The sequence below is a fragment of the Pseudomonas sp. CG7 genome, from assembly GCF_023701885.1.
In the GTDB taxonomy this organism is placed as follows: domain Bacteria; phylum Pseudomonadota; class Gammaproteobacteria; order Pseudomonadales; family Pseudomonadaceae; genus Aquipseudomonas; species Aquipseudomonas zanjanensis.
This window is the reverse complement of the sequence record NZ_JABAEE010000107.1, coordinates 1-16,277: the sequence shown is the minus strand read 5'-3', so window position 1 is coordinate 16,277 and position 16,277 is coordinate 1. Positions and strand designations below refer to the sequence as shown.

Annotated in this window: 13 protein-coding genes; 8 read left to right on the top strand and 5 right to left on the bottom strand. The window is 61.2% G+C overall.

What is annotated here, in order from left to right; genetic code table 11:
- Positions 1–162: 162 nt before the first annotated feature.
- Positions 163–981: a posphoenolpyruvate synthetase regulatory kinase/phosphorylase PpsR gene (ppsR, locus tag HGO40_RS27770; protein WP_250965646.1), complete on the bottom strand. Its 819-nt coding sequence runs from the start codon at positions 979–981 to the stop codon at positions 163–165.
- A gap of 184 nt (positions 982–1,165) precedes the next feature.
- Between ppsR and ppsA the strand changes: the two genes are divergently transcribed.
- From ppsA to HGO40_RS27730, 8 genes are all read left to right on the top strand, one after another.
- Positions 1,166–3,541: a phosphoenolpyruvate synthase gene (gene ppsA, locus HGO40_RS27765; RefSeq protein ID WP_250965645.1), complete on the top strand. Its 2,376-nt coding sequence runs from the start codon at positions 1,166–1,168 to the stop codon at positions 3,539–3,541.
- Between the two features lie 220 nt (positions 3,542–3,761).
- On the top strand, positions 3,762–4,751 hold the full coding sequence (locus tag HGO40_RS27760) for an alpha/beta fold hydrolase (RefSeq protein ID WP_250965644.1): 990 nt from the start codon (positions 3,762–3,764) through the stop codon (positions 4,749–4,751).
- A gap of 126 nt (positions 4,752–4,877) precedes the next feature.
- Positions 4,878–5,369 (top strand): ribonuclease E activity regulator RraA, encoded by a 492-nt coding sequence (gene rraA, locus HGO40_RS27755; RefSeq protein ID WP_250965643.1) that lies wholly within the window; start codon positions 4,878–4,880, stop codon positions 5,367–5,369.
- Positions 5,370–5,394: 25 nt separating this feature from the next.
- Positions 5,395–6,390 carry a divalent cation transporter CmaX gene (gene cmaX, locus HGO40_RS27750; RefSeq protein ID WP_207965836.1) on the top strand — a complete coding sequence of 332 codons (996 nt, stop codon included), beginning with the start codon at positions 5,395–5,397 and terminating at the stop codon, positions 6,388–6,390.
- A 63-nt stretch (positions 6,391–6,453) separates the two neighbouring features.
- Positions 6,454–6,699, top strand: a complete 246-nt coding sequence (locus HGO40_RS27745; protein ID WP_014337331.1) for a hypothetical protein — start codon at positions 6,454–6,456, stop codon at positions 6,697–6,699.
- A 2-nt stretch (positions 6,700–6,701) separates the two neighbouring features.
- Positions 6,702–7,526, top strand: a complete 825-nt coding sequence (locus HGO40_RS27740; protein ID WP_003199523.1) for a mechanosensitive ion channel family protein — start codon at positions 6,702–6,704, stop codon at positions 7,524–7,526.
- A 91-nt stretch (positions 7,527–7,617) separates the two neighbouring features.
- Positions 7,618–8,208 (top strand): RNA polymerase sigma factor SigX, encoded by a 591-nt coding sequence (gene sigX, locus HGO40_RS27735; protein WP_003183614.1) that lies wholly within the window; start codon positions 7,618–7,620, stop codon positions 8,206–8,208.
- Between the two features lie 107 nt (positions 8,209–8,315).
- On the top strand, positions 8,316–9,350 hold the full coding sequence (locus HGO40_RS27730) for an OmpA family protein (RefSeq protein ID WP_250965642.1): 1,035 nt from the start codon (positions 8,316–8,318) through the stop codon (positions 9,348–9,350).
- A 199-nt stretch (positions 9,351–9,549) separates the two neighbouring features.
- Here HGO40_RS27730 and cobA read toward each other — a convergent pair whose 3' ends face one another.
- Genes cobA through nirB form a run of 4 tightly spaced genes read right to left on the bottom strand, consistent with a single transcriptional unit; the run spans position 9,550 to position 15,800 of the window.
- Positions 9,550–10,305 carry a uroporphyrinogen-III C-methyltransferase gene (gene cobA / locus HGO40_RS27725; protein WP_250965641.1) on the bottom strand — a complete coding sequence of 252 codons (756 nt, stop codon included), beginning with the start codon at positions 10,303–10,305 and terminating at the stop codon, positions 9,550–9,552.
- Positions 10,306–10,315: 10 nt separating this feature from the next.
- Positions 10,316–13,033 (bottom strand): nitrate reductase, encoded by a 2,718-nt coding sequence (locus tag HGO40_RS27720; protein ID WP_250965640.1) that lies wholly within the window; start codon positions 13,031–13,033, stop codon positions 10,316–10,318.
- Complete coding sequence (gene nirD / locus HGO40_RS27715) at positions 13,033–13,350, bottom strand: nitrite reductase small subunit NirD (protein WP_186705301.1); 318 nt, start codon at positions 13,348–13,350, stop codon at positions 13,033–13,035. The genes HGO40_RS27720 and nirD overlap by 1 nt, the downstream gene beginning before the upstream one ends.
- A complete protein-coding gene (gene nirB / locus HGO40_RS27710) occupies positions 13,347–15,800 on the bottom strand; it encodes a nitrite reductase large subunit NirB (protein WP_250965639.1) in 2,454 nt (817 codons plus the stop codon). The genes nirD and nirB overlap by 4 nt, the downstream gene beginning before the upstream one ends.
- Positions 15,801–16,277 lie beyond the last annotated feature (477 nt).

Sequence of the window (16,277 nt, the reverse complement as noted above, 5' to 3'; positions counted from 1 at the left end):
CTCCAGGACCCCCCCGGATTCCCCGGGGGCCCTTTCCCTTGTGGTCGCGAGGTGCCTCGCGATTTCGGCTCGTCAGCCGCATTGGTGTTGGCTGACACTCCGCTATCGCGAGCAAGCTCGCTCCCACAGGGTTTTCCCACAGGTTTTAGTGGTGTAGCGGGTTTACTTGAACCGCCGCTCCACCCCTTTCTCCACCAGGATCTTCGCCGAAATCTCTTCCACGGAAAAATGCGTGGAGTTGATATGGGGAATGTTCTCCCGCCGGAACAGGTTTTCCACCTCGCGCACTTCGAACTCGCACTGGGCGTAGCTTGAATAACGACTGTTGGGCTTGCGCTCGTTGCGGATCGCGGTGAGGCGGTCCGGGTCGATGGTCAGGCCGAACAGCTTGTGCTGGTGGGCGCGCAGGGCGCTGGGCAGTTGCAGGCGCTCCATGTCGTCTTCCGTCAATGGATAGTTGGCCGCGCGGATGCCAAATTGCATCGCCATGTACAGGCACGTCGGTGTCTTACCACAACGCGACACACCCACTAGGATCAGGTCGGCCTTGTCGTAATAATGCGTGCGGGCGCCGTCATCGTTGGCCAGCGCGAAGTTGACCGCCTCGATCCGCTCCATGTAGTTGGAGTTGTGGCCAATGGAATGGGACTTGCCGACCGAGTAGGAAGAATGCTCGCTCAGTTCCTGTTCCAAGGGCGCCAGGATGGTGGAAAATATGTCGATCATGAAACCATTGGACGTTGCGAGAATCTCACGGATGTCCTGATTGACGATGGTATCGAAGATGATCGGGCGGAAACCGTCGGTTTCGGCGGCTTTATTGATTTGCTGTACCATGGCCCGCGCCTTGTCGACGCTGTCGATGTACGGACGTATGAATTTGGCGAAGGTAATGTTTTCGAACTGTGCCAACAGGCTTTGGCCTAGCGTTTCGGCCGTGATGCCGGTGCCGTCGGAGATAAAGAAAGCAGATCGTTTCATTTGCGCCTTGGGCCTTAAGCTAGTGAGCTAGTGACGATTCTTGGATATGATAGGCGCGATTTGCCGGCCACCATTGGCCCGCATTCTCACTTATTTTCCAGGTCCAGGCCATATCGCCGGCAAGCGCTCCCCTGGAGCCGCCGGTGCCTTGAGCTTTTCCAACACAGTTAGTGGAGAGATCACCTTGGTAGAGTACGTAGTTTCCCTCGATAAGCTCGGCGTCCATGATGTGGAGCATGTGGGGGGCAAGAACGCATCCCTGGGCGAGATGATCAGCAACCTCGCCGGTGCCGGCGTATCGGTGCCAGGTGGCTTCGCCACGACCGCCCAGGCTTATCGTGATTTCCTGGAACTGAGCGGCCTGAACAAGCAGATCCACGATGCGCTCGATGCCCTGGACGTCGACGACGTCAATGCCCTGGCCAAGACCGGTGCCCAGATCCGCCAATGGATCATGGAAGCCGAATTCCCCGAGAAACTGAACGCCGAGATCCGCACCGCTTTCGCCAAGCTGTCCGAAGGCAATCCTGACATCGCCGTCGCCGTGCGTTCCTCGGCCACCGCCGAAGACCTCCCGGATGCCTCCTTCGCCGGCCAGCAGGAAACCTTCCTGAACATCCGTGGCGTGGAAAACGTCATCCGCGCCGCCAAGGAAGTCTTCGCCTCCCTTTTCAACGACCGTGCCATTTCCTACCGCGTGCACCAGGGCTTCGACCACAAATTGGTCGCCCTCTCCGCCGGTGTGCAGCGCATGGTCCGCTCCGAAACCGGCACCGCCGGCGTGATGTTCACCCTCGACACCGAGTCGGGCTTCCGTGACGTGGTGTTCATCACCGGCGCCTACGGCCTGGGTGAAACCGTCGTGCAAGGCGCGGTGAACCCGGATGAGTTCTACGTTCACAAAGGCACGCTGCAAGCCGGTCGCCCGGCCATCCTGCGCCGCAACCTGGGCAGCAAGGCCATCAAGATGATCTACGGCGACGAAGCCAAGGCCGGTCGCTCGGTGAAGACCGTCGACGTGGACAAGGCCGAGCGCGCGCGTTTCTGCCTGACCGACGCTGAAGTCAGCGAGCTGGCCAAGCAGGCGATGATCATCGAGCAGCACTACAAGTGCCCGATGGACATCGAGTGGGCCAAGGACGGTGACGACGGCAAGCTGTACATCGTGCAGGCCCGTCCGGAAACCGTGAAGAGCCGCACCCAGGCCAACGTCATGGAGCGCTACTTGCTCAAGGAAACCGGCACCGTGCTGGTGGAAGGCCGGGCCATCGGCCAGCGCATCGGCGCGGGCAAGGTGCGGATCATCAAGGACGTCTCGGAGATGGACAAGGTCCAGGCCGGCGACGTATTGGTATCCGACATGACCGACCCGGACTGGGAACCGGTGATGAAGCGCGCCAGCGCCATCGTCACCAACCGCGGCGGGCGTACCTGCCACGCGGCAATCATTGCCCGTGAACTGGGAATCCCGGCAGTGGTCGGTTGCGGCAACGCCACCCAACTGCTCAAGGACGGCCAGGGCGTGACTGTTTCCTGCGCCGAAGGCGACACCGGCTACATCTTCGAGGGCGAACTGGGCTTCGACATCAAGAAGAACTCCGTGGACGCCATGCCGGAGCTGCCGTTCAAGATCATGATGAACGTCGGCAACCCGGATCGTGCCTTTGACTTCGCGCAGTTGCCGAACGCCGGCGTGGGCCTGGCCCGCCTGGAGTTCATCATCCACCGCATGATCGGCGTGCACCCCAAGGCGCTGCTGAACTACGACGGCCTGCCCCAGGACATCAAGGACAGCGTCGACAAGCGCATTGCCGGCTACGACGATCCGGTCGGTTTCTACGTCGAGAAGCTGGTGGAAGGCATCAGCACCCTGGCGGCGGCGTTCTGGCCGAAGAAGGTCATCGTGCGCCTGTCGGACTTCAAGTCCAACGAATACGCCAACCTGATCGGCGGCAAGCTCTACGAGCCGGAAGAAGAGAACCCGATGCTGGGCTTCCGGGGTGCGTCGCGCTACATCAGCGAATCGTTCCGCGATTGCTTTGAACTCGAATGCCGCGCCCTCAAGCGCGTGCGCAACGAGATGGGCCTGACCAACGTCGAGATCATGGTGCCGTTCGTGCGGACCCTGGGCGAAGCGAGCCAGGTGGTTGACCTGCTGGCGGAAAACGGCCTGGCCCGTGGCGACAATGGCCTGCGCGTGATCATGATGTGCGAGCTGCCGTCCAACGCCATCCTGGCTGAAGAATTCCTTGAGTTCTTCGACGGTTTCTCCATCGGTTCCAACGACCTGACCCAGCTGACCCTGGGCCTGGACCGCGATTCCGGGATCATCGCCCACCTGTTCGACGAGCGGAACCCGGCGGTCAAGAAGCTGCTGGCCAATGCCATTGCCGCCTGCAACAAGGCTGGCAAGTACATCGGCATCTGCGGCCAGGGCCCTTCGGACCACCCGGACCTGGCCAAATGGCTGATGGAGCAGGGCATCGAAAGCGTTTCGTTGAACCCGGACTCCGTGCTGGAAACCTGGTTCTTCCTGGCCGAGGGTCAGGCGGCGGTCTGATCGAGTGAAGGGGCCGCGCCGATAATGTCGGCCGGGTAAATCCTTGTGGGAGCGAGCTTGCTCGCGATGGCGGAGTGTCAGCCGATATTAATTTTGCTGACCCACCGCAATCGCGAGCAAGCTCGCTCCCACAGTTTTCCGGTGATCAGTTCATTGGCCCCTTTTGATTGAAGTAGGGCGGGCTCCACAAGGAAGCCGCCCTTTTTTGTGCAAGAAGATTATGCAAAGCAGCAGCAACCTCTTTCCTGTCGCCCTGATCAGCGCCGAGCGGCGCGGTGATCTGAGCGAAGACGTCTATCGCTTGAAACCCGGCAACAGCCCGGACGCCAGCGTCGAACTGGCCGTCACGCGGCTGGGCATGGCTGATCCCGGCGAAACCCGTGGTGTCCCGGTGATTTTGTTGCACGGCAGTTTTTCCAATCGGCGTTTCTGGTATTCGCCCAAAGGCCTCGGCCTGGGCGCGTACCTGACGCGCCTGGGATTCGATGTCTGGATTCCCGAAATGCGCGGCCATGGCTTATCCCAGCGTAACCAGGGTTATCGCCACAATCGGGTGGCTGACTACGCCCGTTACGACCTGCCGGCCATCGGCGCCTTCGTGCGTGAGCAGAGCGGACAAGTGCCCCATTGGATCGGTCATTCCCTGGGGGGCATTACCCTGGCGGCAGCCTTGGGCGGCCACTACCTGGGCGAGCCCGCGGTGGCGTCGGCGGCATTTTTTGGCACCCAGGTCAGCCGCACCTACTGGCCGCTGAAGATCCCGCCGGTGGAATGGAGCGGCCGCTTCATCCTCAAGCGCTTTGCCCAGTTGTCCGGTTCAAGGCTCAAGCGCGGCCCCGAGGACGAGCCCATTGGCCTGGCCCTGGAAAGCATGCGCTGGTACGGCCTGTTCGGGCGTTTCGGCGATGCCGAGAAGAACTGGTGGGCCGGCTTGGCCGATGTCCAGTTGCCGGTGCTGGCGGTGAGTGCCGCCGGCGATCACCAGGACCCGACTTGGGCGTGCCGCAAACTCTTCGACCAGATCGGTTCCACGCACAAGCAGTTTGTCTGCCTGGGTCGGGGACAGGGTTTCACTGACGATTTCGGTCACGTCGAGATGCTGGTCAGCAAGGCCGCCCGCCTTGAGGTCTGGCCGCTGGTGGCTCGTTGGCTCGAGGATCAGCAGGCGCCCTTGCTGGGTGAACAGCCGCAGTTGGCCGAGGCGGTTTGAGGCGAAGGCTCTGACAAGGGCATTTCGCTCTGGTCTGCTTGCGGCTAAGATATGACGCTACAAGCGGTTCCGGTCACAAACGGTTGCACATTCAATCTGACGTTCCAGCCTTTCAGGAGTTGTTCGATGAACCATTACCTCACGCCCGACCTGTGCGACGCCTACCCGGACCTGGTGCAGGTGTTGGAGCCGATGTTCAGCAATTTCGGTGGCCGCGATTCCTTCGGCGGCGAAATCGTGACCATCAAGTGCTTCGAGGACAACTCGCGGGTCAAGGAGCAGGTTGAACTCGATGGCAAGGGTAAAGTGCTGGTTGTGGAGGGCGGCGGGTCGCTGCGCCGGGCCCTGCTGGGTGACATGTTGGCCGAGAAAGCGGCTAAGAATGGCTGGGAAGGCCTGGTGATCTATGGCTGCATCCGCGACGTCGACGTCATTGCCCAGACCGACCTCGGGGTCCAGGCCCTGGCCAGCCATCCGATGAAGACCGACCGGCGTGGTGTCGGCGAGCTCAATATAGCAGTGACCTTTGCTGGCGTGACGTTCCGCCCGGGCGAGTATGTCTATGCCGACAACAACGGCGTGATCGTTTCGCCAAGCCCACTGAAGATGCCTGAATAAAGCACCGCAGCCATAAGGGATGAGGATGTTCGAGGAAGAAAACGCGCAATGGGGGCTGGTGCATGCCCTGGTGCTGGACGGTAAAGGCGGCGCGCGTTCCATAGCCCGGACCGAACTCGACGATTTGCAGCTGCAGGCCCACGAAAGCCTGTGGCTGCACTGGGATCGCAGTCATCCGCAAACCCACACCTGGCTGCGCAAATCCAGCGGCCTGAGCGAATTCAACTGCGACCTGCTGCTGGAAGAGAACACCCGGCCGCGGTTGTTGCCGTTGCCCAACGCCGAACTGCTGCTGTTCCTGCGCGGGATCAACCTCAACCCGGGCGCCGAGCCTGAAGACATGGTCTCGGTACGGATCTTCGCGTCTGCCCAGCGAGTGATCTCCCTGCGCCTGCGGCCGTTGCGCGCCACCGATGAACTGTTGGCGCAACTGGCCGAGGGCAAGGGGCCCGAGAACGCTTCCGAACTCATCCTTTATATGGCGCAATACCTCACCGACAAGGTGCAGGACCTGGTCACTTGCCTCTCGGAAATCGTCGATGGCGAGGAAGAAAAACTCGACGCCGACGAACGGTATGCCCCCGAGCATGACGCCATTTTGCACATCCGTCGAAGGGCTGCCGGACTCAAGCGATTCCTGGCGCCACAGCGAGATATCTTCGGCCAGATGTCGAGGATCAAGTTGCCCTGGTTCGTCGAGGACGATGGCGACTATTGGAACGAATTGAACAACAGCCTGACCCGTTATCTCGAAGAGCTGGAATTGACCCGAGAGCGCGTGGGGCTTGTGCTGGAGGCCGAAGACCGGCGCCTGTCGGTGCGCATGAACCGGACCATGTACCGCTTCGGCATCATCACCGGGATTTTCCTGCCGATGAGTTTTCTCACCGGCCTTTTAGGCATCAACGTCGGCGGCATTCCGTTTTCCGAAAGCCCCTACGGCTTCATGGTCGCGTGTCTGCTGATGATCTGCGTCGCGACGGGGCAGTGGTGGTTGTTCCGCCGTTTGCGCTGGGTGTGATGGGGTTTCATGTGACCCGACGAAATGTGATCGCGTCTTCCACAGACATCACGAGAGGTGCGTATGCACGATCCGTTTGAACAGTCGTTGCGCGACATGCTCAAGGCTTCGCCGTCCAGCCGGGACGACGACGCATGCTTGGGGCGTGTACTGAAAACCGCCAACCGCCAGGTCGGCGCGGGCGATCTGTTCAGCTTGCTGGGCCGCTGGTTGCCCGCGCTGATGATCGCCCTGAATAATGGATCGGCCCATGTCTCGCCGGTTTCCCGCCGTAAACCTGTTACTCGCACCGCTGATAAGGCTGATTGAATATGGAACTTGATCTCTGGACCCAGAGCCTCGTCACGGCAATGACTGCGTTGTGGACCAAGGTAGCTAACTTCATCCCGAACCTCTTCGGTGCGCTGGTGGTGCTGTTGCTGGGTTTTGTCGTGGCCAAGTTGCTGGACACGCTGCTGTCCAAGCTGCTCGCCAAGCTGGGTCTCGATCGCCTGATGGGCGGCACCGGCCTGACCAAGCTGCTGTCCCGTGGCGGCATCCAAGTGCCGATCTCGACCCTGGTCGGCAAGATCGTGTACTGGTTCGTATTGCTGATTTTCCTGGTTTCCGCAGCAGAATCCCTTGGCCTTGAGCGAGTTTCGGCTACGCTCGATATGCTTGCATTGTATTTGCCGAAGGTTTTTGGTGCCGCGCTGGTGTTGCTGGTCGGTGTCCTGCTGGCGCAACTGGCCAATGGGCTGGTGCGCGGTGCGGCCGAAGGCGTCGGGCTGGATTATGCCGCTGGCGTGGGGCGTATCGCCCAGGGCCTGGTGATTATCATCAGTATTTCGGTGGCGATCAGCCAGTTGGAGGTCAAGACTGACCTGCTCAACCATGTGATCGTGATTGTATTGATAACCGTTGGTCTGGCGGTTGCGCTGGCAATGGGATTGGGAAGCCGGGAGATCGCCGGTCAGATTCTTGCGGGAATCTATGTGCGTGAATTGTATGAGGTTGGGCAACAAGTGCGTGTTGGCGAGGTCGAAGGCCAGATCGAAGAGATCGGCACGGTGAAAACCACATTGCTGACCGAGGAGGGCGAACTGGTGTCGCTTTCCAATCGGATCTTGCTGGAACAGCATGTGAGTAGCCGCTAACCCGGCAAATCCTGCTAATGTATGCCGCCGCGAAATGCCTGCTAGCCCAGGCTGCGGCGCACATTGACCTAGACTGTCGGCCCGACTTGTTTTGAACAAACCCCAATCGCTATCCACGCGCTACGACCCCCGTGATCTCTCCGATGAGGAGTTGGTCGCGCGCGCGCATACGGAGCTGTTTCACGTAACACGCGCCTATGAAGAGTTGATGCGTCGTTACCAGAGAACTTTATTTAACGTTTGCGCGCGCTATCTCGGGAACGATCGTGATGCTGACGATGTCTGTCAGGAGGTGATGTTGAAGGTGCTGTATGGCCTGAAGAACTTCGAGGGGAAATCGAAGTTCAAGACATGGCTTTATAGCATCACGTACAACGAATGCATCACGCAGTATCGCAAGGAACGGCGAAAGCGTCGCTTGATGGACGCGTTGAGCCTGGACCCTCTCGAGGAAGCGTCGGAAGATAAGGCGCCCAAGCCCGAGGAAAAGGGTGGACTCGATCGCTGGCTGGTCTATGTAAACCCGATCGACCGGGAAATTCTGGTGCTACGATTTGTCGCAGAGCTGGAATTTCAGGAGATCGCAGACATAATGCATATGGGTTTGAGCGCGACAAAAATGCGTTACAAGCGCGCTCTTGACAAATTGCGTGAGAAATTTGCAGGCATTGCTGAAACTTAGTTCGGCGCAAATATCTCTTACGTGTAGGCAAGTTCTGATAGACTTGCCGCCGAGTTGTCCCCCGGTTTGCGGGACTGCTTCACAATCACCAGATGGGGATTTAACGGATGAAACTGAAAAACACCTTGGGCTTTGCCATTGGTTCTTTGATTGCTGCCACTTCGTTCGGCGCTCTGGCACAAGGCCAAGGCGCAGTTGAAATCGAAGGCTTCGCCAAGAAAGAAATGTTCGACAGCGCTCGTGATTTCAAGAACAACGGCAACCTGTTCGGCGGTTCGGTTGGTTACTTCCTGACCGACGACGTTGAACTGCGTCTGGCCTACGACGAAGTGCACAACGCACGTACCGAAGACGGCACTAACGTTAAGGGCGCGAACACCGCTCTGGACGCTCTGTACCACTTCAACAACCCAGGCGACATGCTGCGTCCTTATGTTTCGGCCGGTTTCTCCGACCAGAGCATCGACCAGAATGGCAGCAACGGGCGTAACCGTTCTACCTTCGCCAACGTTGGTGGCGGCGCCAAGCTGTATTTCACTGACAACTTCTACGCCCGTGCTGGCGTTGAAGCTCAGTACAACATCGACCAGGGCGACACCGAGTGGGCTCCTAGCGTTGGTATCGGTGTGAACTTCGGTGGCGGCTCCAAGCCAGCTGCTGCTCCAGTTCCAGCACCTGCTGAAGTCTGCTCCGACAGCGACAACGATGGCGTGTGCGACAACGTCGACAAGTGCCCTGACACCCCAGCCAACGTAACTGTTGACGCTGATGGCTGCCCAGCTGTTGCTGAAGTCGTTCGTGTTGAGCTGGACGTCAAGTTCGACTTCGACAAGTCGGTCGTTAAAGAAAACAGCTATGGCGACATCAAGAACCTGGCTGATTTCATGAAGCAGTACCCATCCACCACCACTACTGTTGAAGGTCACACTGACTCCGTCGGTCCTGACGCTTACAACCAGAAGCTGTCTGAGCGTCGTGCAAGCGCCGTTAAGAACGTTCTGACCAACCAGTACGGTGTTGAATCGTCCCGCGTTCAGTCTGTTGGCTACGGCGAATCCCGCCCAGTTGCCGACAACGCCACTGACGCTGGTCGTGCAGTTAACCGTCGCGTAGAAGCGCAGGTTGAAGCTCAAGCTAAGTAATTAGCCTACAGCTTTGGAAAAGCCCGGCCTCGGCCGGGCTTTTCTTTGCCTGCGATTTATGGAGATGGGTGGAACACAAGACCTGTGGGAGACCTGTGGGAGCGAGCTTGCTCGCGATGGCGGTGTGTCAGTCAATGTATGTCTAACTGAACCACCGTCATCGCGAGCAAGCTCGCTCCCACAGGTTTTGGGGTGTCTGCTAGAGGGCGCAAACCTGGGCCAAAGCCGGCGGTGAGGCGGCCAGTTCGGCTGCTTCGGCCACGGCGCCAATTACCAGGATCGCCGGGCTCTTGAGCTGGAAGGCGCTGGCAGCGGCCTCCATCGAGGCCAGGTCGCTGCGGCAGTCACGCTGGTGGGGCAGGGAGGCGTTTTCGATCATGGCCACGGGCGTGTCCGCCGCCAAGCCGCCGGCCAGCAGTTGCTCGCGGATCTCGCTCAGCTTCGCCACGCCCATGTACACCACCAAAGTGGTCCCGCTTTGGGCCAGGGCTTGCCAGTTCAGGCTGCTGCCGTCCTGGGTGTGGGCCGTGACCAGGGTCACGCCCCGGGCAATCCCGCGCAGGGTCAGTGGAATGTCGCATTGGGTCGCCCCCGCGAGGCCGGCGGTGATGCCGTTGACCATTTCCACCTCGACGCCATGCTCGCGCAGCCACTGTGCCTCTTCACCGCCGCGGCCGAAGATGCACGGGTCGCCGCCCTTGAGGCGCACCACGCATTTGCCCTGGCGGGCATAACGCAGCATCAATCGATGAATGAAAGCCTGGGGGGTGGAGCGGCAGCCGCCGCGCTTGCCCACGGCAATGATGCGTGCAGCGGGGCAATGCTCCAGCACCGCGGCATTGACCAGGTCGTCGATCAACACCACGTCGGCCTCGCCCAAGGCGCGCACGGCTTTGAGGGTCAGTAATTCAGGGTCACCGGGACCTGCACCCACCAGCCAGACTTTTGCGTTCATAGTGTTTTCCTCACGAGATAGCCGCCAGCGGTTGCGCGGTGGCAACCAGCAGGCGCTTGATTTCCGGTACGCAGGAGCCGCATTGCGTGCCACAGCCCAGTTCCTGTTTGAGCCCCTGCAAGTCCAGGCCACGCTCGATGCCGGCGCAGACCGCGCGCTGGCTGACGTTCATGCAGTTGCACAGCGTTTTGCTGCCACCCGTTGTGGCGCCAACATTGCCCGGCGGCGCGCTCAACGGCGCCAGCAGCCAGCGCCGCAGTTGTTCATCGGCACGGCCTTCCAGCCACAGGTTCTGCAGCCAATGCCGGGCCAGGGTTTCACCGGCCAGGCGAATGGCGGTGATGCGACCGTTTTCGATGCGCACTCGTTTAGCGATGGAGCGACGCGGGTCGTCGTAGGCCAGCACCGGCCCGTCGATCAGGCCCAATTGCTCGTCGATGGCCTGGAGCAGTTGCGGTTCAGGCGCGACGGCGCTGGCAGCGCGAATCAGCAGTGCGGGACGTTCGCGGCCGGTCAGGCTCAGGCTGACGTAGGAAAACGCCTCGCACAGGGGACGCAGGGCCTCCAGATGCTGTTGAACATCGCCTTCGATCAAAGCGAAAAGCTGCCAAGGCAGGTTCACCGGTTCCAGGCGCACGCCGCTGTGCTTGAGTTCCGGTTGTTTCGACAAGGGGTCGAAGGCCGGTTGAGTCAGGGTATTCACGCCGCCCTTGAGGAACCGATCGCCCCAATGCATGGGCAGGAACGCCTGGCCGGGGCGCACGCTGTCGTCGCTGTCCACGGCCACGATCACGCTGCCGCGACGGCTCTTGAGGTTGACCAGGTCGCCCGCTTGCAAGCGATGCCGGAGCAGTTCGTCGGGGTGCAGGCTGAGCACGGCTTCGTTCACATGGCCAAACAACTGCGCAGCGGTGCCGGTCCGGCTCATGCCGTGCCACTGGTCCCGCAAGCGGCCGGTGTTGAGCGTCAATGGGTAGCGGGCGTCACGCAGTTCCTTGGCGGCGCGATAGGGATCGGCCACGAAGTGCGCCCGGCCGCTGTCGGTCGGGAAAATCCCGTCCACGTACAGTCGCGCCGTCCCAACCGTGGCGCCTTCCGGGAAGGGCCATTGCTGGGGGCCGAGGCTGTCGATCAGGGCATGGCTGATGCCGGACAAGTCCAGGTCGCGGCCACGGGTCAGCTGTTTGTACTCGGCGAACAGCTGGGCCGGGGTGGCGAAGGCGAACAGGCTGGGTTGGCCCGGGCGCAGGCGTTTCTCCAGGCGTTGAGCGAAATCCACGGTGATTGCCCAGTCCGGACGCGCTTCACCGGGTGCGTCGATGGCCCGGCGGACGTGGGAAATACGCCGCTCGGAGTTGGTCACCGAACCTTCTTTCTCGCCCCAACTGGCCGCCGGCAACAGTAGATCGGCAAACGTGGCGGTCTCGGTGGTGCGGAAGGCTTCCTGCAATACCACGAACGGGCAGGCTTGCAGGGCCTCACGTACCGCCGTCTGGTCGGGCATTGACTGGGCCGGGTTGGTGCAGGCGATCCACAAGGACTTGATCTTGCCGCTGCGCACCTGCTCGAACAGCTCGATGGCGCTCAGGCCGGTGGTGGCGGGCAATTGCTCCACACCCCAATAACGGGCGACGTCGGCACGATGTTCCGGGTTGGCGGCTTCACGATGGCCCGGCAGCAGGGTCGACAGGCTGCCGGTTTCCCGTCCGCCCATGGCGTTGGGTTGGCCGGTCAGCGAGAACGGGCCCGCCCCCGGCCGGCCGATTTGTCCGGTGGCCAGGTGGAGGTTGATCAGTGCGCTGTTTTTGGCGCTGCCGGCGGTGGACTGGTTCAGGCCCATGCACCACAACGACAGGAAGCTCGGCGACGTGCCGACCCATTCGGCGCACTGGTGCAGTTGTTCGACGCTGATGCCGCACAACTGGGCGACCATCGCCGGGGTGTAGTCGCGGACCAGGTTCTTCAGGTCCGCCAGACCTTCGGTATGGGCCTTGATGAAGGCGCGGTCGACCCAGTCTTCCCACAGCAGCAGGTGCAAAATCCCATGGAACAAGGCGACATCGGTGCCCGGCAAGATCGCCAGGTGCAGGTCCGCCAGGTCGCAGGTGTCGGTGCGCCGGGGGTCGATGACGATGATTTTCATCTGCGGCCGGCGGGATTTTGCCTCTTCGAGGCGGCGAAACAGGATGGGATGGGCGTAGGCCATATTACTGCCGACGATCATCACGCAGTCGCTCAACTCCAGGTCTTCGTAGCTGCAGGGTGGGGCGTCGGCACCGAGGCTGCGCTTGTAGCCCACCACGGCAGAGGACATGCACAGCCGCGAATTGCTGTCGATATTGTTGGTACCCACCAACGCCCGGGCGAGTTTGTTGAAGGCGTAGTAGTCCTCGGTCAACAACTGGCCGGAGATGTAGAACGCCACGCTGTCGGGGCCGTGCTCGGCGATGGTGTCGGCGAAGACGCTGGCGGCGTGATCCAGGGCGCTGTTCCAGCCGGTACGGGCCCGGGCCAGGCCTTTGCCAAGGCGCAGCTCCGGGTACAGGGCGCGGGCGGCGAGGTCGCCGGGCAGGTGCAGGGTCGAACCCTTGCTGCACAGTTTGCCGAAGTTGGCCGGGTGGGCGGGACCGCCGCGGACGCCGAGGAGGCGCTCGCCGTCATGCGCGAGCAGGACGCCGCAGCCGACCCCGCAATAGCAGCAGGTCGAGGCAGTGATCTGGCGGTTCATCAGCTTGCGTCCCGCAGGGCCAGTTGCACCCGGCCGTTTTCGACCCGGGCCGAATGATGATGGGCGCAGCCCACGTCCGGGGCTTGGGCCAGACCGGTTTCCAGGTCGATCTGCCAGTTGTGCAGCGGGCAGGCCACGCGCTTGCCGTAGACCAACCCTTGGGACAGCGGGCCACCCTTGTGCGGGCAACGGTCATCGAGGGCGAACACTTCATCGTCGCTGGTACGAAAAATCGCGATATCGCCTTTGGGGCCATTGATGATGCGCGAACCGAGGATATTGATCTCTTCCAGTGCGCAGATATCCAGCCAGTTCATGCCGGCACCTCCAGGTTCTTCACGGGGATGACTTCGAACTCTTTCTTCAACTGAGGCTGTTCCAGGCGTTGTTTCCAAGGGTCCTGTTCCAGCGACAGGGAAAACTTCAGGCGTTCGTGAAGGGCCTTGCGCCGCTCGGGGTCTTCCAGCACGGCTTTCTTGATGTGCTCCATGCCGACCCGCTGCATGTAATGCACGGTGCGTTCGAGGTAGAAGGCTTCCTCGCGGTACAACTGCAGGAAGGCGCCGTTGTATTCACGCACCTCCTCGGCGGTCTTGAGCTTGACGAAAAACTCCGCGACTTCGGTCTTGATCCCGCCGTTGCCGCCGATATACATCTCCCAGCCGGAATCGACGCCGATAATGCCGACGTCCTTGATCCCGGCTTCCGAGCAGTTGCGTGGGCAACCGGAGACTGCCAGCTTCACCTTGTGCGGCGACCACATATTGAACAGGTCGTGTTCCAGCTCGATGCCCAACTGGGTGGAGTTCTGCGTGCCGAAGCGGCAGAACTCGCTGCCCACGCAAGTCTTCACGGTGCGGATGGATTTGCCGTAGGCATGGCCGGACGGCATGTCGAGGTCTTTCCAGACGCCGGGCAAGTCCTGCTTCTTGATGCCCAGCTTGTCGATGCGCTGACCGCCGGTGACCTTGACCATCGGCACGTTGTTTTTATCGGCGACGTCGGCAATGCGCCGCAGCTCGGAGGGGTTGGTCACGCCGCCCCACATCCGTGGGACCACCGAGTAGGTGCCGTCTTTCTGGATGTTGGCGTGGGCGCGTTCGTTGATCAGGCGCGACTGTGGGTCGTCGTGGGCTTCGCCGGGCCAGGTGGATATCAGGTAGTAGTTCAACGCCGGGCGGCAGGTGGCGCAGCCGTTCGGGGTGCGCCAGTTCAGGTAGCTCATGGTGCCGGCGATGGTCAGCAGGTGCTGGTCGCGGATCGCCTGGCGGATCTGGCGGGGGTTGAGGTCGCTGCCACCGCAGATGGCATTTTCGCGGTTTGGCTTGCCGTCCGCCGCGCCGCCCACGGTGTTGATCAGGATCTGTTCCACCAGGCCGGCGCAAGAGCCGCAGGAACTGGCGGCCTTGGTGTGTTTTTTCACGTCATCGACGCTGAACAGCCCGTGCTCCTGGATCGCCTTGACGATGGTGCCCTTGCACACGCCGTTGCAGCCGCAGACTTCGGCGGTGTCGGCCATGCTCATGGCTTTGTCCTGGCCTTGGTGTCCTACATCGCCAAGTGCGTTTTCCCCGAACATGAGGTGATCGCGGATCTCGCTGATGCCGTGATTCTCACGAATCTGCCGGAAATACCAGCCGCCGTCCGCGGTATCGCCGTACAGGCAGGCACCCACCAGCACGTCATCCTTGATCACCAGTTTCTTGTAGACGCCGCCGATCGGGTCGGAAAGGGTGATGGTCTCGGTGCCTTCGCCGCCCATGAAGTCGCCGGCGGAAAACAGGTCGATGCCGGTGACTTTCAACTTGGTCGATGTGACCGAACCCTTGTAAGTGGCGAAGCCCAGTTGCGCGAGGTGGTTGGCGCAGACCTTGGCCTGTTCGAACAGCGGCGCCACCAGGCCGTAGGCGGTGCCGCGGTGGCTGGCGCACTCACCGATGGCGTAGATGCGCGGGACATAGGTCTGCATCGTGTCATTGACCAGGATCCCGCGGTTGCAGGGGATGCCGGATTTTTCCGCCAGTTCGGTATTGGGACGGATGCCGGCGGCCATCACCACCAGGTCGGCGGGAATGATGTCGCCGTTCTTGAACTGGACCGAGCCGACCCGGCCGTTGCCGGCGTCGTGCAGGGCCTGGGTCTGTTCGCTGAGGCGGAATTTCAGGCCACGGCTTTCCAGGGCGGTTTGCAGCAGTTGGCCGCTGGTCTTGTCCAGTTGCCGTTCCAACAGCCATTCACCGATGTGGACGACGGTCACGTCCATGCCCCGAAGCTTCAAGCCGTTGGCCGCTTCCAGGCCCAGCAGGCCGCCGCCGATGACCACGGCGTGCTTGTGGGTCTTGGCGGTGTCGATCATCGCCTGGGTGTCGGCGATGTCGCGGTAACCAATCACGCCTTCAAGGGTGTTGCCGGGGATCGGCAAGATGAACGGTGTGGAACCGGTGGCGATCAGCAGGCGGTCGTATTCGGCTTCGCTGCCGTCTTCGGCGATGACGCGGCGCTTGACCCGGTCAATCTCCACCACTTTGCGGTTGAGCAGCAGCTTGATGTTGTTGTCCAGGTACCAGCTCAGGTCGTTGAGCACGATCTCTTCGAATGTCTGCTCACCGGCCAGCACCGGCGAAAGCAGGATGCGGTTGTAGTTGGTGTGGGGCTCGGCGCCGAACACCGTGATGTCGTACAGCTCGTTGCTCAGCTTGAGCAGTTCCTCGAGGGTGCGAACCCCGGCCATGCCGTTGCCGATCATCACCAGTTTGAGTTTTTTCATCAGGGTTCTCCGCAAGCTCATGTCCGGTTCATCACGGCGATCGGACTGGCTCGGCAATTTTTACGAAAACAAAAAAAGGCGTCCCGCTAGCAAGCTAGCGAGGACGCCTTTGTCCTGGTCCCGTTCTCTCGGGAAGCACCGCCTTCATCGTTGGAGGCGTTGCTTTATGTATGGTGGGGTAGGTAATGCAGTGGTTGTGCCAAGTGGCGCGAAGGCGCGGATTTATTGAGCGGCGGGCTGGTTGAGCGGATTGGGGAGGGATTTATTGCACCGAATCAAAGCGTGTTGCCCGGTAATGGAGCGTGAAGGGATTGGCGAAAAAGCTTTTGTGGCGAGGGAGTCCCCGCCGCGTCGCCGACGCTGCGCTGTCGCGCAGCAAACAAGTGCTCGGCTTAAGATTGGGTGCGCGCGGGGAAAGAGGCCGTAGCTATCACTGGTGTGTCCGCACCCGCGAGGGAGAGTGGCCGGCACGGTATC

What these genes read in the sequence shown, in the direction of transcription:
- ppsR (WP_250965646.1), bottom strand. Translation starts at nt 981, where the DNA reads ATGAAACGATCTGCTTTCTTTATCTCCGACGGCACCGGCATCACGGCC.
- HGO40_RS27760 (WP_250965644.1), top strand. Translation starts at nt 3,762, where the DNA reads ATGCAAAGCAGCAGCAACCTCTTTCCTGTCGCCCTGATCAGCGCCGAG.
- rraA (WP_250965643.1), top strand. Translation starts at nt 4,878, where the DNA reads ATGAACCATTACCTCACGCCCGACCTGTGCGACGCCTACCCGGACCTG.
- cmaX (WP_207965836.1), top strand. Translation starts at nt 5,395, where the DNA reads ATGTTCGAGGAAGAAAACGCGCAATGGGGGCTGGTGCATGCCCTGGTG.
- HGO40_RS27745 (WP_014337331.1), top strand. Translation starts at nt 6,454, where the DNA reads ATGCACGATCCGTTTGAACAGTCGTTGCGCGACATGCTCAAGGCTTCG.
- HGO40_RS27740 (WP_003199523.1), top strand. Translation starts at nt 6,702, where the DNA reads ATGGAACTTGATCTCTGGACCCAGAGCCTCGTCACGGCAATGACTGCG.
- HGO40_RS27730 (WP_250965642.1), top strand. Translation starts at nt 8,316, where the DNA reads ATGAAACTGAAAAACACCTTGGGCTTTGCCATTGGTTCTTTGATTGCT.
- cobA (WP_250965641.1), bottom strand. Translation starts at nt 10,305, where the DNA reads ATGAACGCAAAAGTCTGGCTGGTGGGTGCAGGTCCCGGTGACCCTGAA.
- HGO40_RS27720 (WP_250965640.1), bottom strand. Translation starts at nt 13,033, where the DNA reads ATGAACCGCCAGATCACTGCCTCGACCTGCTGCTATTGCGGGGTCGGC.
- nirD (WP_186705301.1), bottom strand. Translation starts at nt 13,350, where the DNA reads ATGAACTGGCTGGATATCTGCGCACTGGAAGAGATCAATATCCTCGGT.
- nirB (WP_250965639.1), bottom strand. Translation starts at nt 15,800, where the DNA reads ATGAAAAAACTCAAACTGGTGATGATCGGCAACGGCATGGCCGGGGTT.